Source organism: Acinetobacter sp. YH12236, from assembly GCF_013417645.1.
Lineage (GTDB): Bacteria > Pseudomonadota > Gammaproteobacteria > Pseudomonadales > Moraxellaceae > Acinetobacter.
Genome location: NZ_VPDM01000031.1, coordinates 1 through 23123 on the forward strand (window position 1 = coordinate 1; position 23123 = coordinate 23123).

General features: G+C 43.2%; 22 protein-coding genes. 11 read left to right on the forward strand and 11 right to left on the reverse strand.

The window, feature by feature from the left end; genetic code table 11:
* Nucleotides 1-682: 682 nt before the first annotated feature.
* Both FTV14_RS12615 and tyrS read right to left on the reverse strand, forming a co-directional pair.
* Complete coding sequence (locus tag FTV14_RS12615) at nt 683-973, reverse strand: hypothetical protein (RefSeq protein ID WP_180053991.1); 291 nt, start codon at nt 971-973, stop codon at nt 683-685.
* Nucleotides 974-1471: 498 nt separating this feature from the next.
* A complete protein-coding gene (gene tyrS, locus FTV14_RS12620; protein WP_161792066.1) occupies nt 1472-2704 on the reverse strand; it encodes a tyrosine--tRNA ligase in 1233 nt (410 codons plus the stop codon).
* A gap of 63 nt (nt 2705-2767) precedes the next feature.
* Here tyrS and FTV14_RS12625 point away from each other — a divergent pair, with 63 nt between their 5' ends.
* On the forward strand, nt 2768-3895 hold the full coding sequence (locus tag FTV14_RS12625) for an anhydro-N-acetylmuramic acid kinase (protein ID WP_179993045.1): 1128 nt from the start codon (nt 2768-2770) through the stop codon (nt 3893-3895).
* A gap of 102 nt (nt 3896-3997) precedes the next feature.
* On the opposite strand, the gene FTV14_RS12630 is transcribed toward FTV14_RS12625, so the two are convergent.
* The 4 genes from FTV14_RS12630 to FTV14_RS12645 all read right to left on the reverse strand — a co-directional run bounded on the left by FTV14_RS12630 (nt 3998) and on the right by FTV14_RS12645 (nt 8213).
* Nucleotides 3998-5293: a lytic murein transglycosylase gene (locus FTV14_RS12630; RefSeq protein ID WP_218948194.1), complete on the reverse strand. Its 1296-nt coding sequence runs from the start codon at nt 5291-5293 to the stop codon at nt 3998-4000.
* A 718-nt stretch (nt 5294-6011) separates the two neighbouring features.
* The gene (locus FTV14_RS12635) at nt 6012-7133 is read right to left on the reverse strand and encodes a 5-(carboxyamino)imidazole ribonucleotide synthase (protein WP_179993046.1); all 1122 of its coding nucleotides are present in this window, start codon (nt 7131-7133) and stop codon (nt 6012-6014) included.
* A 28-nt stretch (nt 7134-7161) separates the two neighbouring features.
* Nucleotides 7162-7674 (reverse strand): 5-(carboxyamino)imidazole ribonucleotide mutase, encoded by a 513-nt coding sequence (gene purE, locus FTV14_RS12640; RefSeq protein ID WP_004780321.1) that lies wholly within the window; start codon nt 7672-7674, stop codon nt 7162-7164.
* A 197-nt stretch (nt 7675-7871) separates the two neighbouring features.
* Nucleotides 7872-8213 carry a DMT family protein gene (locus FTV14_RS12645; protein ID WP_004780323.1) on the reverse strand — a complete coding sequence of 114 codons (342 nt, stop codon included), beginning with the start codon at nt 8211-8213 and terminating at the stop codon, nt 7872-7874.
* 241 nt (nt 8214-8454) lie between these two features.
* On the opposite strand from FTV14_RS12645, the gene mpl reads away from it, so the two are divergent.
* Nucleotides 8455-9819 carry a UDP-N-acetylmuramate:L-alanyl-gamma-D-glutamyl-meso-diaminopimelate ligase gene (gene mpl, locus FTV14_RS12650; RefSeq protein ID WP_180053992.1) on the forward strand — a complete coding sequence of 455 codons (1365 nt, stop codon included), beginning with the start codon at nt 8455-8457 and terminating at the stop codon, nt 9817-9819.
* A gap of 346 nt (nt 9820-10165) precedes the next feature.
* On the forward strand, nt 10166-11248 hold the full coding sequence (locus FTV14_RS12655) for a zinc-dependent alcohol dehydrogenase family protein (RefSeq protein ID WP_180053993.1): 1083 nt from the start codon (nt 10166-10168) through the stop codon (nt 11246-11248).
* Nucleotides 11249-11305: 57 nt separating this feature from the next.
* Here the strand turns inward: FTV14_RS12655 and FTV14_RS12660 are convergent, their stop codons facing one another.
* Nucleotides 11306-11776 carry a BLUF domain-containing protein gene (locus FTV14_RS12660; RefSeq protein ID WP_166139259.1) on the reverse strand — a complete coding sequence of 157 codons (471 nt, stop codon included), beginning with the start codon at nt 11774-11776 and terminating at the stop codon, nt 11306-11308.
* A 262-nt stretch (nt 11777-12038) separates the two neighbouring features.
* Between FTV14_RS12660 and FTV14_RS12665 the strand changes: the two genes are divergently transcribed.
* Nucleotides 12039-12332 carry a hypothetical protein gene (locus FTV14_RS12665; RefSeq protein ID WP_257219785.1) on the forward strand — a complete coding sequence of 98 codons (294 nt, stop codon included), beginning with the start codon at nt 12039-12041 and terminating at the stop codon, nt 12330-12332.
* On the opposite strand, the gene FTV14_RS12670 is transcribed toward FTV14_RS12665, so the two are convergent.
* Nucleotides 12325-12612, reverse strand: coding sequence for a GNAT family N-acetyltransferase (locus FTV14_RS12670; RefSeq protein WP_004780333.1), 288 nt, complete (start codon nt 12610-12612; stop codon nt 12325-12327). The two genes, FTV14_RS12665 and FTV14_RS12670, sit on opposite strands and share 8 nt — an antisense overlap.
* A 292-nt stretch (nt 12613-12904) precedes the next feature.
* Here FTV14_RS12670 and FTV14_RS12675 point away from each other — a divergent pair, with 292 nt between their 5' ends.
* From FTV14_RS12675 to FTV14_RS12695, 5 genes are all read left to right on the forward strand, one after another.
* Nucleotides 12905-14098, forward strand: coding sequence for a sugar transporter (locus FTV14_RS12675; protein ID WP_180053999.1), 1194 nt, complete (start codon nt 12905-12907; stop codon nt 14096-14098).
* A gap of 331 nt (nt 14099-14429) precedes the next feature.
* Nucleotides 14430-15395 (forward strand): TerC family protein, encoded by a 966-nt coding sequence (locus FTV14_RS12680; protein ID WP_180053994.1) that lies wholly within the window; start codon nt 14430-14432, stop codon nt 15393-15395.
* A 255-nt stretch (nt 15396-15650) separates the two neighbouring features.
* A complete protein-coding gene (gene guaD / locus FTV14_RS12685) occupies nt 15651-16970 on the forward strand; it encodes a guanine deaminase (protein WP_180053995.1) in 1320 nt (439 codons plus the stop codon).
* Nucleotides 16971-17181: 211 nt separating this feature from the next.
* Entirely contained in the window at nt 17182-17709 is a 528-nt protein-coding gene (gene hpt / locus FTV14_RS12690) for a hypoxanthine phosphoribosyltransferase (RefSeq protein ID WP_004780337.1), read from the forward strand.
* 175 nt (nt 17710-17884) lie between these two features.
* Nucleotides 17885-18142, forward strand: a complete 258-nt coding sequence (locus FTV14_RS12695; protein ID WP_005233088.1) for a GlsB/YeaQ/YmgE family stress response membrane protein — start codon at nt 17885-17887, stop codon at nt 18140-18142.
* Between the two features lie 84 nt (nt 18143-18226).
* On the opposite strand, the gene FTV14_RS12700 is transcribed toward FTV14_RS12695, so the two are convergent.
* Nucleotides 18227-18925, reverse strand: coding sequence for a DsbC family protein (locus tag FTV14_RS12700; protein WP_034704590.1), 699 nt, complete (start codon nt 18923-18925; stop codon nt 18227-18229).
* Nucleotides 18926-19061: 136 nt separating this feature from the next.
* The gene (gene dmeF / locus FTV14_RS12705; protein ID WP_180053996.1) at nt 19062-20003 is read right to left on the reverse strand and encodes a CDF family Co(II)/Ni(II) efflux transporter DmeF; all 942 of its coding nucleotides are present in this window, start codon (nt 20001-20003) and stop codon (nt 19062-19064) included.
* 56 nt (nt 20004-20059) lie between these two features.
* Between dmeF and FTV14_RS12710 the strand changes: the two genes are divergently transcribed.
* On the forward strand, nt 20060-20323 hold the full coding sequence (locus tag FTV14_RS12710) for a metal/formaldehyde-sensitive transcriptional repressor (RefSeq protein ID WP_180053997.1): 264 nt from the start codon (nt 20060-20062) through the stop codon (nt 20321-20323).
* A 172-nt stretch (nt 20324-20495) separates the two neighbouring features.
* Complete coding sequence (locus FTV14_RS12715) at nt 20496-21641, forward strand: MFS transporter (RefSeq protein ID WP_179993070.1); 1146 nt, start codon at nt 20496-20498, stop codon at nt 21639-21641.
* Between the two features lie 43 nt (nt 21642-21684).
* On the opposite strand, the gene mnmE is transcribed toward FTV14_RS12715, so the two are convergent.
* Entirely contained in the window at nt 21685-23040 is a 1356-nt protein-coding gene (gene mnmE / locus FTV14_RS12720; protein ID WP_180018420.1) for a tRNA uridine-5-carboxymethylaminomethyl(34) synthesis GTPase MnmE, read from the reverse strand.
* Nucleotides 23041-23123 lie beyond the last annotated feature (83 nt).

The following is a 23123-nucleotide window of genomic DNA, read 5'->3' on the forward strand; positions in this document are numbered from 1 at the left end:
ATTTTCTGACAAATATTTCTCAAATAAACTTCGAGTAATTTCTACCATTCAATCAATGAAAATAATTTCGATCAATCAACCAGTAAAAATCCACACAAGTTGTTCTTCATAATCTCTTAATGATCTTTCTAACATCTCGTCAATGCCAGAAGCTGGACTTTGATAAACTTAACAACTCAACGCTTCGCGTTTCGTTCGTTTCCGTCTATCTCGTCGGTATGGGTGCATTCTAGAGGATTTCAGAATCATTGCAACCCCCAATTCACTATATTTTTCACATATGTATCTTTTTTCTACGAATTTCGTTAAAAAATCGCTTTTTTATCTAAATTTTGAGCATTTTTCTTCAATAAAAGCCGTATTCATTGCAATTCAATTTAAAACTGTAAAATTTATTAAGACTTGATAACTATCAAAAAACTGTAATTTTTAAATAAGACCATACAATTTAAGGGTTGTATCCAGAATTTTCCGAAACTTTCTTATATCAGCTTACATATTTTGCTGTTTTCTATCCGACTTATATATGGAGTTTTCTGTAAGGTTAAGATCTTAGCTGAATACAGATTTTTTCTTAACACCCGCTTTTAAGAAGCAAAAATGAGGATATGATCTTTCTAGATTTCAGATCATCCAGAAAGCTTACTTAAGCGCAGAAGAATAAGCAGAAGATTAAAATCGGTTAAGCCACATTTGAGTATCTATCTTTTACCCAATGTTGCATCACTTCCTCAATCACTTCTTTCTTGCCACTATAGTCTTCAGCAGCAAATAATAATTTGGCCCGACGTGGCAGACGTTCTTTGACTAATGAAAAGAGTAAATAGTAGGAGGCAAGATCTAATTGCTGAAATAAGGCCTGTACCTGATCAAAAGATTTTTGTTTTCGCTCAGCAGACTCATATTCGAAGAGAAAACGCAAAATGAAATCGATGTCTTCATCAAACATCTGTTCAGTCTGGTATTGATGCACCTTATTTACCTTTCTTTTTATAGATGGATTGAGATTCAAAAATGATCCATTTATCTCACCATGGATTTAACCTTAATCCAAGCTGATTCATCCATCTTTGTTTTGAATTTATTGAAGATTGAACATATAGCCAGACAACACCAATAAAAAAGGAAGAGATCTCTCCCAAAATCTCTTCCTTAGAATTGAATCTTTACCCGATCCATTATGTCATTATTATAGTTATTCACATTATATTAACTTGTCTCTTTACTTAGAGACCTGATCAATTATGGAGTTGTCTGTTATTGATCATTACCCTCTAGATATGCTTTTAACGGAATCTCTAGACGAATAAATCTTATACACAAAAAACCAGAAATGCAAGCCAAATGGCAAAATTTAAATGTTGTTTTTATAAGGTTTTTTTTGAATTTCTATATTTATATAATTCATATACAACTTAAAAAATAAAAGCAGGCCGAAGCCTGCTTTTATTTCAATAACTTAGAACCAGCCTTAGTCAACGAAGGTCACTTTTGCAATTGCTTTTTTGCTGGCCTGAATAATTAAAGTTACGTTCTCTTTCACAGAAAAAGACGCATCAACCGGTTTCCAGTCCACTTTCACAGTGCCGCGGCCTAAGGCATCTTTAGCTTGAGCAGCATTTTTGGTTAAGCCAGCTTCACGTAAAATTGAAGTAATGAAGATCTCACCACCAAATTCACCACGTGAAATGGTCACTTCTGGCGTACCTTCAGGCAGTTCACCTTCAGTAATGATATTACCTGCACCTTTATGGGCATGAGCGGCAGCTTCAGCACCGTGGAAACGTTCTACCAGTTCCAGCGCCAAAATACGTTTCACTTCCTGCGGGTTACGGCCTTCTTCGATTTCTTTCAGCAAGCCTTGAATTTCTTCTATAGATTTGAAGCTGAGCAGATCGAAATAACGCTCAATCAGTGAATCCGGCATAGATAATACTTTCTGGTACATCGCGCCCGGTGCATCAAATACACCAATATAGTTGCCTAAAGATTTAGACATCTTGTTCACGCCATCTAGACCTTCAAGAATTGGCACAGTGATACATACCTGCGCTTCCTGGTTATAACGGCCTTGTAGAGTACGACCCATCAACAGGTTAAAGGTCTGGTCTGTACCCCCTAACTCCACGTCAGCTTCTAAAGCAATTGAGTCATAACCTTGAACCAATGGATATAAGAATTCGTGAATCGCAATCGGTTGCTGATTGTTATAACGCTTGGTGAAGTCATCACGCTCTAACATACGTGCAACTGTTTGCTGTGATGCCAATTGAATCAGGTCAGCTGCAGTTTTTTGTGCAAACCATTCCGAGTTAAACACGACTTTGGTTTTGTTTGGATCAAGAATTTTAAATACTTGTTCCTGATAGGTTTTTGCATTTTCCAGCACCTGTTCGCGTGACAATGGCGGGCGGGTTGCGCTCTTACCCGTTGGGTCACCGATCATCGCAGTGTAGTCACCAATCAGGAAGTACACTTCATGACCCAAGTCCTGGAATACTTTTAATTTATTGATTAAAACTGTATGACCTAGGTGCAGATCCGGTGCAGTTGGGTCAAAACCCGCTTTAATTTTTAAAGGACGATTCTGCTTTAATTTCTTCAGAAGGTCTTCTTCAGAAATAATTTCGTGGGTGCCTCGTTGGATGAGGGCAAGTTGTTCTTCAGCCGGCAGGAAATTTGACATCACAAAATCCAAATACATCAGTTATTCAATTTGTGCGATATACTAACACTTTTTCAGCACATTGCAGGCTTAAGAATAATCATGACAGCGATCTATATTGGGGTAATGACCGGCACAAGCATGGATGGTGTCGATATTGTTGCTGCTTCTTTTGATCCACTTCAGCTTCATGCCACCCTCACCTTGCCTTTTGATCCCGATCTTCGTGATGAACTGATGGCACTGACTTTGCCAGATGACAATGAAATCGACCGCATGGGCAAAGCTGATGTCGCACTGGCACAGATGATTGGTCATGGCATCAATGCGCTGATTAAAGAAAATAATTTAGATCGATCTCAAATCAAGGCGATTGGCTCACATGGTCAGACCATCCGCCATCGCCCCGAACATGGCTTTACCCTGCAAATTGGTGATCCGAATATCATTACTGAAATCACCCAGATTCCGGTCATTTCCGATTTCCGTCGTCGTGATCTGGCTGCTGGCGGCCAAGGCGCACCTTTGGTTCCCGCTTTCCATCAAGATATTTTCCAGCATGACAGTATTCACCGCGTGATTCTGAATCTGGGCGGCATTGCCAATGTGAGTATTCTGCCGGCAGGTCAACCGGATCAGGTGTATGGCTTTGATACCGGCCCTGCCAATATTCTGATGGATGCCTGGTGTCAGCGTTATACCGGCCAGCCTTTTGATGAAAATGGTAATTGGGCGGCTTATGGCACGCCAATCCGTAGCCTATTAGATCGATTACAGGAACATGAGTTCTTCTCAAAAGAGCCACCCAAAAGTACTGGCCGCGAAGACTTCAATCTGGAATGGCTGGATGAACAAATTGCCGACTGGCGCAATGACCTTCAATACGATGAACTTGAAGATACACCAGAGAATGTGCAAGCTACTTTAATGAAGCTCACTACCCGTGCGATTAAAAAAGCCATTTACCGTTCCGGTCTGGATACCGGTGAAGTTTATGTTTGTGGTGGTGGTGCCTATAATTCACATTTATTGGAACAGTTACGCTGGCGTTTGCGTAAACATCATTGGAGCGTACAAACCACAGCCGATCTTGGCTTAAATCCGACTTGGGTAGAAGGCACGGCTTTTGCCTGGCTGGCGATGCGTTTTATGAATCAACTCAGCGGCAATCTGCCGGCTGTGACAGGCGCATCAGGTTATCGTGTTCTGGGTACAATTACCTCTGTATAAGAGCAGCTTTAAGCTCACTATATATAATTATAAAAAAGGTCTGCATATTTGCAGACCTTTTTTATAATGAAAAATCATATTTAGATCATGTCTAAATTCTTCCTAACGCATCATGAGTTTGGCATTTTCATTTCTAAATGCACGCAGGATTTGCTGTCCTGCGCGACCGGTCGGGCTTAAACCCAAACGGTTCTGTTCCTGACGAATCGCCTGACGGGTTTTATCCCCAATTAGACCATCTACCTCACCAATATCATAGCCACGGTTTAACAGGAATTGCTGGATCTCGCGACGTTCCGCACGTGACGTACCCGGATCATCGGTTGGCCAAGCTGCCTGGATGCTTCCTTTACCTTGTAAGCGGTCAGATAAATGTGCAATCGCTAAAGCATAACTTTCTGCTGCATTATAGCTGTAAATAGCATCAAAATTCTTAAAGACTAAAAATACCGGGCCATTTTCACCTGCAGGTGCCAATAAGCCAGCCTGAGAAGATTCTGATAAATTGCCCTGCAATAGCGAAGTACCGTCAGCGCGCACCACACCACGGTTCATCCAGCTACTCAGTGATTTTTTATTGCGTCGGCCTTCGCCTGAAACAGACATGCCTTGTGGAATTTTTACTTCAAAGCCCCAAGGTTGGCCAGTCTGCCAGCCACGTTTTTTCAGGAAATTGGCTGTAGAAGCCAGTGCATCAGGAATACTGCCGACTAAATCACGACGACCATCCCCATCAAAATCTACCGCTAGTTCATCATAGGTTGATGGCATAAACTGGGTGTGACCAAATGCGCCTGCCCATGAACCTTTGAGCTGGCTTTCATAGACATCACCACGCTGTAACAGTTTCATAGTGGTGAAGAACTCACCACGGAAATAACTTTGACGACGACCTTCACAACTCAAAGTACCCAAGGCCTGTAATAAAGGATACTTCCCGGAAATATCACCAAAATTACTTTCTACGCCCCATACGGCTACGATGGTTTCTGCCGGTACTCCATAGGCTGTGCTAATCCGGTTTAATACCTCACGATGTTGCTGCAGTTTTTGTCGACCCAGTTGTACACGTTCTTCATCCACCAGTCCGGACAGATAATCCCAGATCGGAGTCGAAAACTCAGGCTGATAATTCAGCTTTTCAATCACAGAATAATCGGGTGTTAAATTTTGCGTATAACGATCGTAGGTTGAACCACTTACGCCTTGTGCAATCGCCTGACTGCGCAAATTGGCAAGACAATTCTGAAAATTATTTTGGGACGCATAATTGACGGGGCTGCTCGGAACAGAGGATATATCCGTTGATGTCACACGCTGACCATTAATAATCAGTTCTGCCTGTGCCTGTGTAGCAGCTAAAACCAAAGAACCAACAAAAAGTGCAAGCCGTTGCATAAGACCCTTAAATATTTAGATTTTGAATTATGTTTCTACCTTAACAGCTCATGATGAAAATTAAAGCGCCAATGCGTAAATTTAAATTCATAATTCCTACACTTTTGAATTCATTTTGTAGCTTTTAAATTTAAAAACTTATCCACAAGTCCATTTTAAATTCAAATCAGGCTCATTTTTTAAATTTAAATTCAAAACGCAGGAAATTACTTTTGAATTTAAAAAATGATTGTGGATAACTTGTCTTTAGATCAGGACTGCTCAATCAGCCAAAGGCTTCTGGTATATAGTATTTCTATTTTAAATTCATTTTTATTAGAAGTAACTATATTTAAATTCAGAATTTTGAATTCATTGATCAGCTTTTAAATTTGAATTCATATTTTTGAATTTAAATTTAAGCAGCGAAGTTTAAATTCAAAGTTCATTTTTAAATTTGAATTTATTTTTATGAATTTAAATTCAAAATCTATTTCCAGTTTTAAATTCAAACTCAATATTAAGTTTATCCACAAGTGAATAACCCAGAATTCAGCCCAAAATAGCAGCGAATTAAATTATTATATTTATACTCAATTGATCACTTTATAAGCAATTGATTTTAAAAATGATCCGACCAATGGCAGGGGATTTTTAAAGAGGCGCAATCATGCCTGAATCTGGACAAATAAAAAAGCGATCACCGAAGTGATCGCTTTTTTTATCAGCAGCTTAAAGCTTAGATGGTCATATCTTCGCTCAATGCCAATGGATTCGGTAAAATCTTCGCCAGTTGACGGCATAAAGTGGTCAGCTGAGCGCTGTCTGTGGGCATCAAAGTGATGTGACCAATCTTGCGACCTTCACGTTCTGTTTTATTGTACAGATGCAGGTGTGCGCCTTCTAAAGTCAGGACATCTTCAGATTTGGGATGCTGACCGATAATGTTCACCATCACGGTTGGACGCACCACTTCAGTTGAACCCAGTGGCAGACCTGCGACCGCACGAATATGGTTTTCAAACTGCGAGCAGACAGCGCCTTCAATCGACCAGTGACCTGAGTTATGCACACGTGGTGCCATTTCATTGGCATACAGGCCTTTGTCTGTCACAAACAGCTCAAGGGTCAAGACACCCACATAATTCAAGTGATTGAGCAGGCGAGTGATGTAATCCTGCGCGACTGGCTGCAGATCCGCACTATTGGGTGCCGGAACGATGGAATGCGACAGGATGCCGTTATGGTGATGATTTTCAGCCAATGGCCAGGTTTTGACATCACCATTTTGACCACGTACCGCAATGATGGATACTTCACGCGAGAAAGTCACAAAACTTTCGGCAATCAATTCACCAGCAGGGCCGAGTTCCGCCCAGGCCTGATCAATCTGATCTGCTGAACGTAGAACGAACTGGCCTTTGCCGTCATAACCACCACGAGAGGTTTTTAGCACGATCGGTAAGCCAAGCTCAGCAACGGCCGCCTGCAAGCTTTCGACTGAAGTCACCGCTTTATATGGTGCAACCGGAATTTCCAGTTCATCAAATAGTGCCTTTTCAGACAGACGATGCTGTGCAATGGCTAATGCCTGACGAGGCGGATGCAGATCTTTGTTTTGCGTTAAAACGTCGACATCAGCTAGGGGTGTATTTTCAAACTCCAGGCTGAAGACATCTGCACTATTGATGAAATCCTGCAAGCCATTTACAGCTTTTGTTGAGAAAACCGGACCCAAAGCCGCAGAAGGGCAGTCCGTATTGGCTTCAAAGAACGTACATTGAATATTTAGAGGTAGTGCGGCTTGTGCCATCATCCGACCTAACTGGCCGCCACCAAAAATACCGATGGTTTTATCCATTGTGTTTGATCCCGTATTAAGCTTGGACTTACATTTGACCTGGAATATTGTTACTTGCGACTTTCTCGGTTTGTGCCGCGCGGAAATCTGCGACATTTTTTGCGATCTCTGGACGGGTTAAACCTAAAATCTGTGCTGCCATAATGGCTGCATTGGTTGCACCGGCAGGACCGATCGCCAATGTTCCTACGGCGATACCCGCTGGCATTTGCACGATAGAAAGCAATGAATCGACACCATTTAAGATCGAAGATTTGACGGGTACACCCAGTACTGGCAGATCAGTTTTGGCTGCACACATACCTGGTAAATGCGCTGCACCACCTGCACCGGCAATAATCACCTGAATACCACGATCACGCGCTTGTTCAGCATATTCAAACAGACGGTCCGGGGTACGGTGTGCGGAAACGACTTCGGCTTCAAATGGGACACCAAGCTGCTTGAGCATTTTGGCAGTGTGTTCGAGAGTTGCCCAATCTGATTGAGAACCCATGATAATACCTACGAGAGGAGTATCTTGTGCAGCAGCCGCATTCATTGCAAATTTTCCAGAGATTAAAGTAAGAAAGATAAATCTCGACGAGAGAGCCAAGCTTGAATAGGAATGCATATTATAGACTGATTTTTCAGCTTCATAAAATTTAACGGTCAAAGCAAGGCTCGATTTTTCTTATTTTTTTATTGGATTCTTAAAAACTGGAATAAAAATAGGGAAGTAGTGGCTAGTAGATGATTTCAGGAACTGCGGAATACAAAATAGACACAGCCACAGAGACATAGCGCTGCCCATAAATAATCCAGTTTAAACGGCTGTTTGAACAGGAAGATCATAAAGGGAACAAAGACCAGTAGAGTGACGACTTCCTGAGTAATCTTCATTTGACCCACCGCCAGTCCCTGTTGGGCTAATAATTTGGTCGCTGGAATCATCAGGCTATATTCAAACAAGGCAATGGCCCAGCTAAATAAAATCGCCTGCCACAGCGGTGCATCATGCGGCAGGAATTTGAGATGTCCGTACCAGGCCAAGGTCATAAAACAGTTGGCAATCACCAGAAGAAATAGAGCCGGTAGCATCTGCATGCACTCTGCAAAAAGTTCGGGCTTATTTTACGATTTATTTTGCCAAAAGATATTCCGGAAGCTTGAAAATTTCCCTGAATTTGTCTGTGAAACAGGATTTAAAAAATCCCGCAGGAATGCTTGAACTTTGACTATCTTTTCGGTCAAAGCCTTGCTATCGTTGCTTGCAAATCGAATAAATCATGGCAACAGCACCAGTACAAAGTGATGTGTCAGGCAAAATGGAGTGAAGTAGATGCATCTGCATATTTTGGGTATTTGTGGCACCTTTATGGGTTCACTGGCATTACTGGCACGTGATCTAGGCCATAAGGTGACAGGATCGGATCAAAACGTTTATCCACCGATGTCGACCCAGCTGGAAAATGCAGGCATTACTTTAATGCAGGGCTACGACCGCAGCCATTTACAGCCGCATCCGGATCTGATCATTGTCGGCAATGCCATGAAACGTGGTATTGATGCTGTAGAATATATGCTGAATGAAGGCCTGCCTTATATTTCAGGCCCACAGTTTCTGGCAGATCATGTGCTACAAGGTAAACACGTTTTAGGTGTAGCTGGTACGCATGGTAAAACCACAACCACCACTATGCTGGCATGGGTACTGGATCAGGCCGGTTTAGAACCTGGCTTCCTGATTGGCGGTGTACCGCTTGGCTTTTCTGAAAGTGCGCGTTTAGGTGGCGGGAAATACTTCTGTGTCGAAGCCGATGAATATGATTCTGCCTTTTTCGACAAGCGTTCCAAGTTCGTGCATTACCATCCTAAAACGGCGATTCTGAATAATCTGGAATTTGACCATGCCGATATCTTTGATGATCTGGCAGCGATCCAGAAACAGTTCCACCATTTAGTGCGTACCATTCCAAGTGAAGGCCGCATTATTACGCCAATTACTGAAACGAATATTGATGAAGTGCTAGAGCAGGGCTGCTGGACGCCTGTGGTTCGTACTTCATTAGATGCCAATGAAAAATCTGAGCTTTATGCTGAACAGCTTTCAGAAGATGGTTCTCACTTCAAGGTACTCCAATACGGTATCGTGAAAGGCGAAGTGAAATGGAATATGACGGGTCAGCATAGTGTAGCCAATGCACTGGCAACGATTGCTGCTGCTGAACATGTCGGTGTCTCTATTGAAACGGCTTGTGAAGCACTTTCAAACTTTGGCGGTGTTAAGCGCCGTATGGAACTGCTGGACACTGTACGCGGCATTGAAGTCTATGATGACTTTGCCCATCACCCGACTGCAATTGATACTACGCTCGACGGCGCACGCAAGCGTCTCGGTGAACGTAAACTGTGGGCGATTATTGAACCACGTTCCAATACCATGCGTATGGGCAGCCATAAAGATGGGTTGGCACATTCCGCGCGTCTGGCCGATGAAGTGATCTGGTATCAACCTGAAGGCCTGGATTGGGATCTGCAACCGGTGATTGACGCTGCACCAAATAAAGCTGTAGTCGCACGTACTCTGGATGAGATTATCCAGACTGTAGTGGCTGAAGCAGGTGAGGGCGACGCTGTAGTAATCATGTCCAATGGCGGTTTTGGTGGTCTGCATCAAAAACTGATTAGTGCTTTAAAAGCTTAAAGATTTATATGAAAAAGCCCGTAATAGCGGGCTTTTTTATTTTAAACATTAAATTCGCTTTCTATCTTTTTTAAGAAAATTAAACTTCATTCAAGTTCAAATCAACTTTCTTATTTCACTATTAAAACAGCTAAAATTTATCTTTTTTCTTTTCATTATCTTTTGTTGCAATCTGGATATAAGACTCATTGCAGTCTTTGAGTGCCCTAGGCACAATCAATAAGAACAACAGTATTTCGATCCTCTTTTATCCTTCACCCTCCTGATGATTTTCCAGGCTGTAAAGGCAGCAAAAAAATAGCTTTACCTCTCTTGTTCAGACCCTCATTTCCTTAGGAGATCTGTCATGACAACAATGAAAGCCATGGTGTATTACGGCGCCAATGATATTCGTTTTGAAGAACGTCCTATTCCCCAAATTCTGCAACCTACTGATGCCATTATCAAACTTAGCAAAGTCACCATTTGTGGTACCGACCTCGGGATCTGGAAAGGTAAAAACCCCGAAATTGAAGAGGTCGCAAAAGAAAAAACCGGCAGCTTTAATGGCCGGATTCTCGGTCATGAAGGTATTGGTATTGTGGAAGAAGTCGGTTCCGCAGTTCAAAACTTTAAAAAGGGCGATCGGGTGATTATTTCCTGTGTCAGCCGCTGCGGCACCTGTGAAAACTGTCAGAAACAGCTGTATGCTCATTGTAGAAACGAGGGTGGCTGGATCATGGGCTATATGATTGACGGCACTCATGCCGAATATGTCCGAACCCCATTTGCCGATACTTCTCTCTATCACCTACCAGAAGGTCTGAATGAAGATGTTGCGGTCTTTCTTTCCGATATTTTGCCGACCTCCCATGAAATTGGTGTGCAATATGGTCAGGTCAAACCGGGAGACAATGTAGCGATTGTCGGTGCCGGCCCGATTGGCATGAGTGCCTTGCTCACTGCCCAGTTTTATTCTCCAGCCAATATCATCATGGTCGATGTCGATGATAACCGGCTGGAATTTGCCAAAACTGTCGGGGCCACCCATACCGTGAATTCAGCCAATGAGGATGCTATTCAACGTGTACTGGAACTCACTGATGGGCGAGGGGTGGACTGTGCTATTGAAGCGGTGGGCTTGGAAGCCACCTGGAATATTTGCCAGCACATTGTGAAAGAAGGCGGCCATCTGGCCAATGTCGGTGTACATGGCAAATCCGTCAATTTTGAACTGAATAAACTCTGGATTAAAAACCTGACCATTACCACAGGTCTGGTCAATACCAATACCACCGGTATGCTGCTCAAGACCTGCTGTTCCGGCAAGTTACCACTGGAAAAACTGGCCACCCATCACTTTAAGTTTGCTGAATTTGAAAAGGCTTATGATGTGTTTAAACATGCTTCTGACGAAAAGGCTTTAAAGGTCATGATTGAAATGACTTAGATCATTATCGGCAGCAAAAAAGTCCGCTATGCGGACTTTTTTATTTTTTAGCATCAATTAAAAATAGGGAATATAACCACGCTGTTTATAACCTTGAGGAGAAGCAAGATTGGCCTGATTTTCATCCAGACGATAGAGCAGTTCCAGGAATCCGCCCAGCTGTTCCTGTTGCAGTGCATGAGGTTCAAACTGGCCTAAACCGAAACGTGAAAATAAAGAAGAAATTTCACTATGTTTATGGACATATTTCATCGACCATTCCGAGAAATGTGGACGTTCTACCGTTGCATCCTGAAAGCGAAGCACCTGATGATGGCGTGGATCACGGCAAATGCTCTGAAACAGATTTTCTACCGCCTCTGCTTCACCTTCTAGACATTGAAAAAACTTGCCGTGGGAATAATATAAAACCCCGTTAATCTGATGAGCTTTATTAAATTTTCTCGCTACAGATAATATATCGCTAAGATCCTGTAATAACTCTTGTTCAGATTCTATCCGTTCACTGGCGTAGCAAAGCTGTAGCATAAGGTCATCTCACTGAAGAAAGAATTAAAAGCATAATTTAATCAATTATTTTAATTTAAGTCGATCATTTTTTAAGCAAATATCCGTTTTTGCTTACATTGTTTTAGGTTTGCTTTTCCAAAGAAAACTTCTAACAATTACCTCCTGAGAGGAAATCAATGATTTCAGATATATAGCGATAATGATGAAGGAGTGAAACCTGATGTTAAAAGATCTGATTTTCACTGTAGCGTTGTTGTGTATATGTTTTATGCTTTTAATTATGTTGAATGAGATGGCCTTGACGACCGAGACCAACATTCTGCTCAGTTCAGTTTTTGTAGGCTGGACGCTTTTACAGTTTGTTCGCCGTCGTATGTTTTTTTATATCAGTGTAAGCCTGATGATGGGAATACTTACGCTGTTAGGCAAATATGAAGAAGTATTATGGAACAGCATAGGCCTGATGGCAGGTTATGGCGTATATAACCTGCTGCAGCGTATTTCTGTACCTGTACTTAAGGGCAAATTACAACATATCTCTATCTTGGATAAGTTTAATTCAATTGCTAAATAGCAGCTGCCACATCCTGTAGGCTGCGATCACGTTTAAACATGACATCTACATAGGAACACTGGGGAATAATTTTTAAGCTATTCTTGCGGGCAAAGTCGACCAGTACATCCAGCATTTTGCGTGCTACGCCTTGACCGCGTAAGGAATTATCTACCCAGGTATGATCAGCCACGATGGTCGATGCTTCTTGCCACTGATATGTAATTTCAGCAAGACGTCGACCATCTTCCTCCATAAAAAATACACCGCCGCGTTTTGAATCTTGATGTTGAATGTCCATACTGAAGGCTGATCTCTTAATAAAATTATTGGTTTATTTAATTTAAAACATCTTCTTAAAGAAATAATATGAATTATTGTTAAGTTTTTAATATTGGATGAAATTTTTTATTTTCTTTCATCATTTCCTGTGATTTTTTTCAAATATTGATAACTTTTTATTTCTCTATTTTGCCTGATTGAGGGTGATGCAGTTTGAGTCATCACATATCACCCCAAAAATTTAATTTTAGCTACTCCCTAATTGAGAAAGACAGGATTAGAATGCAGCATCTTTTTGCATGCAACTTCGTATGTCTGACTCATCTTCCGCTTCTTCCGTCACCAAGCAATGGATTGGTGTCATCGCTTTAGCCTGCGCGGCTTTTATTTTTAACACTACTGAATTTATTCCTGTGGCCTTACTGAGTGGAATCGGGCAAAGCTTTGCCATGTCCGCCACTCAGGCCGGTATCATGCTGACCATTTATGCCTGGATCGTGGCCCTACTATCTCTTCCGATCATGCTGCTCACCAAAGCCATAGAACGGCGTTTTCTACTGATGCTGGTCTTTGCGGTCTTTATTTTAAGTCATGTGCTGTCCTATTTTGCCTGGAGTTTTAGCACGCTGGTGATCAGCCGGATAGGGATTGCCATCGCACATGCCTTGTTCTGGTCGATTACCGCTTCACTCGCGGTTCGGGTCGCACCGAAAGGTAAAGAGTTTCAGGCACTTGGTTTATTAGCCACAGGAACGGCGATGGCGATGGTGCTCGGTATTCCATTTGGCCGGATGATTGGTGAGGCGTATGGCTGGCGTAATAGTTTTGCCCTGATTGCGTGTCTCGCATTGATCATTTGCCTGATTCTGGCCAAAACCTTGCCATTGCTTCCAAGTGTCAATTCAGGCTCCCTCAGCAGCTTAAAAAGCCTGATCAAACGTCCAAGCCTGATGCTAGTCTTTACCCTCACCATTCTGGTGATTACGGCGCAGTTTACCGCTTATAGCTATATTGAACCATTCTCCCTGAATATCGCCCGCTTTGATTCAGCCCAGACCACAACTTTACTTCTGGTTTATGGCGGAGCAGGATTCCTGGGTTCTTATCTGTTTGGCCGCTTTGCCGCACAGTTTCCGAAAATGACTATTCCTGCTTTTACTTTTGGACTGGTTATTTCCATGCTGCTGTTATTACCACTGTCGAGCACAGTCACAGGTCTGTCTGGCTTATCTCTACTATGGGGTTTGAGCATCATTGGTTTCAGCTTGGCTCTACAATCCAAAACCCTGAACCTGGCTGCAGATGCCACAGATGTTGCCATGGCCATTTATTCAGGCCTGTATAACGTCGGGATTGGCGGAGGAGCTTTGCTTGGCAGTATGGTCACACTTCAGATCGGGCTATCGAGCATTGGCTGGGTAGGCGCAGGGCTGGCTATTCTTGGATTTCTGCTTAGTCTTTATTTGGTTCAGCGTTTGGACTTTCTGCCCAAAGCTGCTGATTAAACGCTGCTTTTTGTAAAATAATTTGTGATTATACATAAAATCTGTCATGCTCATTTGATATTGAGCAATTGCTCAAACAGAATTGAGTTTGAACAAGGGGAGTAGCCTCCTCCAAACGTTTAAGAATGAAGTTTCAGTTTTTGAACGTGTCAGAATATCGTCATTACACTTTGCAAAAAGTCGGTATCTGAGCATCTTGGAATGCGACTGGATCTCATCCAGTAGAGCACAAAGATGTAGGCAAGACCTTGATCATGTTGTTATAGATGTATTTCATCTGGCAGCAGGTCAAGGTTTTTTTATGGCCGATTGTCAGATGTGGAGAATTCCCATGGAAACAATTGGTACACCTTGGCTGTATCTGGCTTTTTTCATTATCGTTGCAGTGATGCTGGTCATCGATTTTATCGGCTTTAAGCATCAGCACGGACAGCCCACCAAAGTCCGCACTGCCGCCTACTGGAGTGTTGCCTGGGTCAGTGTAGCGACTCTGTTTGGCGGTGCATTATGGCTGTATCTGGAACAGACTTCAGGTGCTGCTCTGGCAAACCAGAAGGTGATGGAATACTTTGCCGGTTATTTGCTGGAAAAATCTCTGGCAATTGATAATGTCTTTGTCTGGCTGATGATCTTTGCTGCCTTTGCTATTCCTCCTGCACTGCAACGCCAGCTGCTGCTCTATGGCGTTTTGGGTGCCATTATTCTGCGGACCATCTTTATTTTTATTGGCGCATGGTTCGTACAGGAGTTCTCGTGGATTCTGTATATCTTCGGTGCTTTTCTGGTTTATACCGGTTTTAAATTCCTGCGCGGCCAAGGAGAAGAGCATACCGATATTGAAGATATGGCAGTTCTGAAATGGCTACGCAAACATATCCGGATTACGCCGCAAATGCGTGGCAATAAATTTTTTGTGCATCAGAACGGTGTCCTGTGGGCAACGCCATTATTTCTGGTGCTGATTCTGGTGGAAGCTTCTGATGTGATCTTTGCGGTAGACTCGATCCCAGCCATTTTCGCTGTCACCACCGATCCCTTTATTGTTTTAACAGCGAACCTGATGGCGATTCTGGGTCTGCGTGCCATGTTCTTCCTGCTCGCTGGTGCTGCATCAAAAATGTACTATCTGCCTTATGGCCTCGGGATCATTCTGGTCTTTATCGGCTTCAAGATGCTGATGCTGGAAGTATTCCATATGCCGATCTGGATTTCCCTGAGCTTTATTGTCATTGTGCTGACAATTACCGCATGGTTATCAATCCGTCATAGCAAAAAATACAATGAAACAGCGCTATAAATAATTGCTTCGTCATTCCTGATAAGTCCGCAAAATGCGGGCTTTTTTTATTTCAGGCCAGTGATCGTTTTGGCTACTTTAATGAACATCATTTTCTTTATTTAAATCTAATTTAAAAATCTCGTGATAATTGCTTTGATCTTGGCCGCTATTTTGCATTGTTAAAATTTGGGGATTTTTAGTTGTGTATTTCCCATACAGGCTAGAACTTTTCAGCTACAATCAATCGAAAAAATTACAAAGTGCAGGTTTTCAATGTCTTCTTACATTGCGACGACAGCTATCCGTGGTCGTTTCCTCGATATCCAGAATACAGTTGCCCAAGCACGTGAAATTCACGACCAAGTGCGTTATATAGAAGATGGTTTACTCATCATAAAAAATGGAATAATCCAGTGGTTTGGTTCCTGGCAGGAAGGTCAGCAGCAGCTCCCTGAAGGTCTGGATATTACTTATTATCCTGAACAGCTCATCATTCCGGGTATGATCGATACCCATATCCATTTCCCGCAAACTGAAATGGTCGGTGCTTATGGGGAACAGCTACTAGAATGGTTAAATACTTATACCTTCCCGACTGAGATCCAGTTTCAGGATCCGGCGTATAGCCAGAAAATTGCACAGTTCTTTATTCAGGAATTGCTGAAAAATGGTACAACCACAGCTTTGGTGTTCTGTACCGTTCATCCAGCCTCGGTAGAAGCACTGTTCGAAGCGGCTACAGCACAGAATATGCGTCTGATTGCCGGTAAAGTGCTAATGGACCGCCATGCACCTGAAGCCCTGACGGATACTGCAGAATCTGCCTATAGCGACTCCAAAGCCCTGATTGAGAAATGGCATGGTAAAGGACGTAATCTTTATGCGATTACGCCACGTTTTGCTCCGACCTCAACGCCTGAACAGCTGGAAAAAGCAGGGCAGTTAAAAGTCGAATATCCAGATATTTATGTCCATACTCATCTTAGTGAAAATAAAAACGAGATTGCCTGGGTAAAAGAACTCTTTCCGGAACGTGAAGGCTATCTGGATGTCTATCATCATTATGGACTGACCGGCGCTAAATCCGTATTTGCCCATTGTGTGCATCTGGAAGAAGGGGAGTGGGATTGCATGCATCAAACCGACTCTGCGATTGCCTTCTGCCCAACCTCAAACCTGTTCCTGGGTAGCGGCTTGTTTCCACTGAAGAAAGCCTGGGATAAAGGCGTGAAAGTCGGCTTGGGTACTGATATCGGGGCAGGAACCTCCTTTAACCAGCTCCAAACCCTAAATGAGGCTTATAAAGTGCAACAGCTGCAAGGAGAAAAACTTTCGGCTTTTGAGTCGCTATATCATGCAACCCTAGGTGGTGCGAAAGCCTTAAGTCTGGATGACCGCTTGGGGAATTTCAATGTGGGCAAAGAAGCAGACTTTGTGGTGCTGGATCTTAATGCCACCGCTTTACAACAACTACGCCAGAGCAGGGCCAAAAATATTGAAGATACCTTTTTTGCACTGACCATGCTGGGGGATGACCGTAATATTGCAGCAACCTATGTCTATGGACAGGCTGTCTATGTCAAAGCCCAATAAATCGCGTCAGCGCAGGATCATTTTGGCTGCAATCGTCGCTGTCTGTGCCTTTGCGCTGAAGAGAGATTCACAGCAGCCCAAAAATTGATTACATTTACAGCAAGTAAAACAGGTGCATCTCAAGCAAGGATGTATTAAAATTGCTGCAATTCAGGTGTTGCAGGTCAACACCTTTTTTATTTTGCTATTTTTATTTTTTAGGTATCTACCCATGACCGTTCAAATGAGCGTAATGATTTCCGCTGAAGAAATTCAAGCTAAAGTCAAAGAGCTTGGTGCTAAAATCGATGCACACTATGCCAATAGTGACAAAGAGCTTGTACTTATCGGTTTGTTACGCGGTTCAGTGATTTTCATGGCAGACTTGTGTCGTGCCATTACCAAGCCACATGAACTCGACTTCATGACTGTATCCAGCTACGGCGGCGGTACGATTTCGAGCCGTGATGTCAAAATCCTGAAAGATCTGGACGGTGAAATCCGTGGTAAAGATGTGCTAGTGGTTGAAGATATTATTGACTCAGGTAATACCTTAAGCAAAGTCCTGGAAATCCTGCAAACCCGTCAGCCAAATTCAATTGAACTGTGCACTTTGGTGAGCAAACCTTCACGTCGTGAAATCGAGCTGGAAGTAAAATTCCTGGGCTTTGAAGTCGAAGACAAGTTCATTGTCGGTTATGGCCTGGACTATGATCAAAAATACCGTCATATTCCATTTATTGGTGAAATCGGTCTTTAAGAACCGGTTTAAAAGAAGTGGCTTCGTGCCACTTTTTTTATTTCTTGAATCATTTCAGTAACACAGCAAACAAAAACGCAACAGCCCGTTGCAGGACATGACTTTTTTCAGGGCTTTTCTTGCCGCAAGATAAACCTGATGTAAAAACAAAGACATGATAACAAGGAGTATGCTGATGTGGTCAATTATCGTTGCAATTGTAGTGGGTTTTATTGCGGGTCTGGTTGCACGCGCAATTCATCCTGGTGATGACAAGGCTGGATTCATTGTTACGACCCTGCTAGGGATTGCCGGTTCACTGGTTGCGACCTTTGCCGGACGTATGCTGGGCTTGTACTCCCAAGATTCTGCCGCAGGCTTCATTGCTTCAGTGATCGGTGCCATAGTCATCCTGTTTATCTACAATATGGTGACTAAACGTAAACGGATCTAAGCTCTGCTTGGAATAAGTTTCTTTCATAAAAAAAGAGCGCCTAGATAGGTGCTCTTTTTTTATTTGCTGATCATGGTCAGAATTTTACAGGCCGAATTCTTTGAAGCCTTGTTCAATCTGTTCTGCTGGCTGAGCGCCCATAACCTTAAAACCATTCGAGAATATAATTGCTGGTGTGCCATTTACACCGAGTGATTGTGCCAGCTGTTTATTACGTTCAATCGGGTTGGCACAGCTCTTTTTCGATTTAGGCTGTATACCTTGACCAATTAGGTCTTCCCAAGCTTGAGTCGGATTTTTTTCACAATAAACTTGTTTAGATGGCGCAATTGACTGCTGTTTTAAAGGCAGGATGAAGGTATAAATGGTGACATCTTTAAGTTTTTTCAGCTCTACTTCAAGTTGTTTACAATACGGGCAATTTGGGTCAGAAAAGATGGCAAGCTGACGTTTTCCTGTCCCTCTGACTGATTTAATTGCATCCTGAAGCGGTAACTTTTTCCAGTCGACACTGTTTTGTTTGAGTAATAAATCCTGAGTCAGATTATGCTGGTCCTGGATCCGAAACATTGAACCGGCTAGGAGATGCTGGGCATCTTCATTCAGATAGACAATCTGTCCCTGCATGGAACCACTATAGATTCCTTTCATTTCGGTAGGCTGAATATTTTCAATTTTCAGGTTGGGACTGTTTTTTGCCAGATTGGCTTTAACCGTATCCACATTGGCAAAGCTGAGGCCAGGGAATAGGGTCAAAGCCAGCAGCATATTTCTTATTTGCATGAATGTCCTGCTCAGGTCCAAGTTAAATGTGTTCCGATTTTAGTCTTTTTAAAAAGAAAATTCTGACTATTTTATGTAGCCTGATGTTCAAATCGAACTGATCAATCAGTTATGTTTCACGTGGAACATTGACCCTTTAATGCTGATTGACTTCTACCGAGATATGCACGATTTCTTCATGAATAGAGATCGCCTCACGGATTTGATCAGCACTAATGGGGATTCCCGTTTGAACGGCAACAAAACAGGAAAATTTACCTTTACCGACTCTCGATACATGCAGGTCAGTTAAATGCAGATCATTCCCATATTCAGCAATGACTTCACGTATTTCTTCGACCACTGGGGCATCCATATCGGCATCCAGTAAAGTCTTGGCACTTTGCTTTAACAGGCCAATCGCCCAGCGTGCAATCAGGATTGAGCCGACCAGTCCCAGTACTGCATCGAGAAAATCCCAGCCCATATATTTTCCGGCAAATAGGGCAATAATCGCCAGAACAGAAGTTACAGCATCAGCAACCACATGCAGAAAGGCCGCTTTATGGTTCAAGTCATGATGACCATGATTATTATCATGCTCGTGATGGGAATGCCCATGATGATGATCATGGTGATGGTGATGGTGCCCATCATCATGCAGCAACCAGGCACAGGCCAGATTAATCAATAGTCCTAAAATCGCGATTGGAATGGCTTCGTTATAATGAATCTGAACTGGCGAAAATAGACGTTCTACTGAATGAATCGCCATAAAACCGGCTACCACAAGCAATAAAATTGCACTGCTATAACTGGCCAGAATTTCAATCCGCCAGGTACCCATATTAAAGCGAGGGTCATTCGTATAATGGCGGGCCGCTTTATAGGCAAAGTAAGCCAGCCCCAAGGCCAATACATGCGAGCCCATATGCCAGCCATCGGCAAGCAAAGCCATTGACTGGAAGATCCATCCCCCTAATACTTCCAGCACCATCATGACGGCGGTCAGAATCGTGGCAAACAGAATCTTTTTCTGTGCGAGTGGATTACCTTCATCAAATTGATGGCTGTGCGAATTGGCGGTATGTTTTTGCATAAAAGGGAACTGTTATTAATACTCCCCCCTAGTATATTTATTTTTGGAGATTTGTGGTGAGTCATGTACATGATGATAAAAAAATATTAAACCGGGTACGGCGCTTGCAAGGTCAGATGAACGCCGTAGAGCAGTCTCTCCAGAATCCTGAAGCGGGTTGTATTCAGGTCTTGCAACAGGTTGCAGCCATTAAAGGTGCTATAAACGGTTTGATGAATGAGTTGATCGAGACCCATTTAAGAGAGCATGTCATTGGAGAAGCTGTGGTTAATGAAGAAGAACTGGCTGAGTTTTTAAAATTATTAAAGCGTTATGGCTAATTGTTTAGCTCAACATTTTTGTTTTCTTTACAGCAAGATAATTGACCGCTTTTTCATCTAACCGATACACTGCCCCCCATTCTCTTCTTTCTTCCACATCATTCTTTTTAAAATGTGGTGAAACTTTTACGGCAGCTACATGACAGAAAATATCTCATGGCGACCTTTCGCCATGGTCAGTCTTGCATTGATTATGGGTACCATCGGTACAGCACTGGCAAGTCCGCTTTATCCCATTTATCAACAGATCTGGCATTTATCGCCAAGCCAGATTACCTATATTTTTGTCGCCTATATGTTTGGCTGTCTGGGTACCTTGTTATTCCTGGGACGTACCAGCAACACGATTGGTTTCTTAAGAACCCTGCAAATTGGTCTGGTATTTATTAGCATTGGCTTGGTCATTTCAGTCTTTGCCGAGAATGCGCTGATTTTGTCGGTGGGTCGTTTTATCATTGGTATTGCTTCAGGTCTGATGACCACTTCAGCAATGCTAGGCATGATGCAAACCATTCCAGAAACTCATAAGCAGCTTGCACCACAACTGGTATCGATTCTGACGGCTATAGGTTTTGGTTTGGGGCCGTTTGTGGGTGGGGTAATTGCGCAGTTCTCTCAAACCCCATTAATTACTCCATACCTCCCAATTATTCTTGGGGCAGTGCTGTGTTTTGTCGGATTATTCTGGCTAAAAACACCTGCTTTTGAACGCCAGCCTTTTAGTATTGCACCGAAATTACTGCGTCCTGAACCTCAGTATCATGCTGTATTCATGATTGTGGGATTGACTGCATTTAATGCCTTTGCTGCTTTCAGTTTATTTGCTTCACTGTCACCGTCTTTTGTGCAGGATATCTTACCTTGGCATGGTCCTTTGGTCAGTGGTACCGCCATTACCTGCATTTTGCTGATTTCTGCTGTGGTGCAGTTCTTTGCTAAAGCTGTTCCTGCAAAGAAATGTCTGAATATTGGCTTGATGATTATGCTGGTGAGCTTGGTTAGCCTTGCTCTTTGTATGATCCTTAAAGCAAGTATCTTGTTCTTCGCCAGTGATATCTTATTCGGGATTGGACATGGTTTTGCCTTAATGGGCGCATTCGGTGTGATTCATGCGATCACAACCTTGCAAAATCGGGCAGCCGTGATGTCGACTTACCTGTTTATTGGCTATTTGGGCACGATTGTGCCGATTATCGCGGTGGGGTATCTGGCTGATCACTTCGGCTTAGGATTTGCCGTGATCAGTTTCTGTGTGGCGATCAGTGCACTCTGTCTAATCCTTTGGTTATGGCATCAAAAATTGCAGCTAAAAGCCTAATAAAAAAGCCCACATTTGAGGGCTTTTTTATATAACTTAAGGATTATTTTCCAATACAGAACGATCCAAAGATCTTGCCCAGCAGGTCATCCGCACTAAAGTCACCCGTAATTTCGCCCAGCGCATTTTGTGCCAGACGTAAAGACTCTGCGACCAGTTCACCTGCGTTATACACTACAAGTTGCTCACGGGCTTCAGCTAGGTACATCTGAGTGCGCTTCATTGCGTCTAAATGGCGGGTACGGGCAATAAAGGTATCTTCTTCAGGCTGGAAGCCTGCATGCGCCGTAATCGCATCTATGAGCGATTGAACGCCAGTTTCCTGCTTGGCTGAGACAGTAATATGACGGAAGCCCTTAAAATCTCCCATGACAGCATCGGCACCGGTCAAATCCGCTTTGTTCCCGATCAGGACCAGACGTTTCGGCTCGAGATGTTCGGCAAAATATTCTTGAGCGAGTTGTAATGGGTCATCACCTTGGCTCAGGTCATAAACCAGCAACAGCAGATCGGCCTGTTCAATTTCTTTAATTGCGCGGCGAATGCCTTCTTTTTCCACGATATCGCCGGTTTCCCGCAGACCAGCAGTATCGGTCAGGGTAATCGGCAGGCCATTCAATGTGATCTTTTCATGCAATACATCACGGGTTGTCCCGGCAATATCGGTCACAATCGCACGTTCATTACCTGCTAGGGCATTGAGCAAGGAAGATTTACCTGCATTCGGTTTACCGGCAATCACCACTTGTAGACCTTCGCGCAGTAACTGACCCTGACGTGCAGATTGCTGAACCTGAGTGACGGCATTCGCCACGCCATCCAGCAGATTTAAAATCTTGCCATCCGCCAGGAAGTCAATTTCTTCTTCCGGAAAATCAATCGCCGCTTCGACATGCAAACGCAAATGAATCAGCTGTTCTAATACCGTATTGACCTTAGTCGAGAATGCCCCTTGTAGAGAACGGACTGCAGACCGGGCAGCCGCTTGGGAGGTCGCATCAATCAGATCGGCAATGGCTTCAGCCTGTACCAGATCCAGCTTGCCATTCTCAAAGGCACGCATCGAGAATTCACCGGCTTTGGCTGCAGTGGCACCCAGTTCCAGCAAACGGCCCAACAGGGCATTCTGAATCACCGGGCCACCATGACCTTGCAGTTCTACTACATCTTCACCAGTAAAGGAATTCGGATTCGGGAAGCAGATCACCAGACCTTCATCCATTACTTCACCGGCTGCATCATAGAACTGACGGAACCCGGCAAAACGGGCTTTGGGCAAATCTTTTTGGCTCAAGGCCTGGGCAATTTCATAAGACTTGGGACCCGATAGGCGAATGACACCTACACCGCCACGTCCTGGGGGAGTTGCAATCGCAGCAATCGTAGTTCGGTCGAGCATAACATTCACCTAGAAAAACTTAAAAATACAGCAAAAAAAATCCGCTCAAGATTACCATCTTAAGCGGATTTATTCAGCCCATC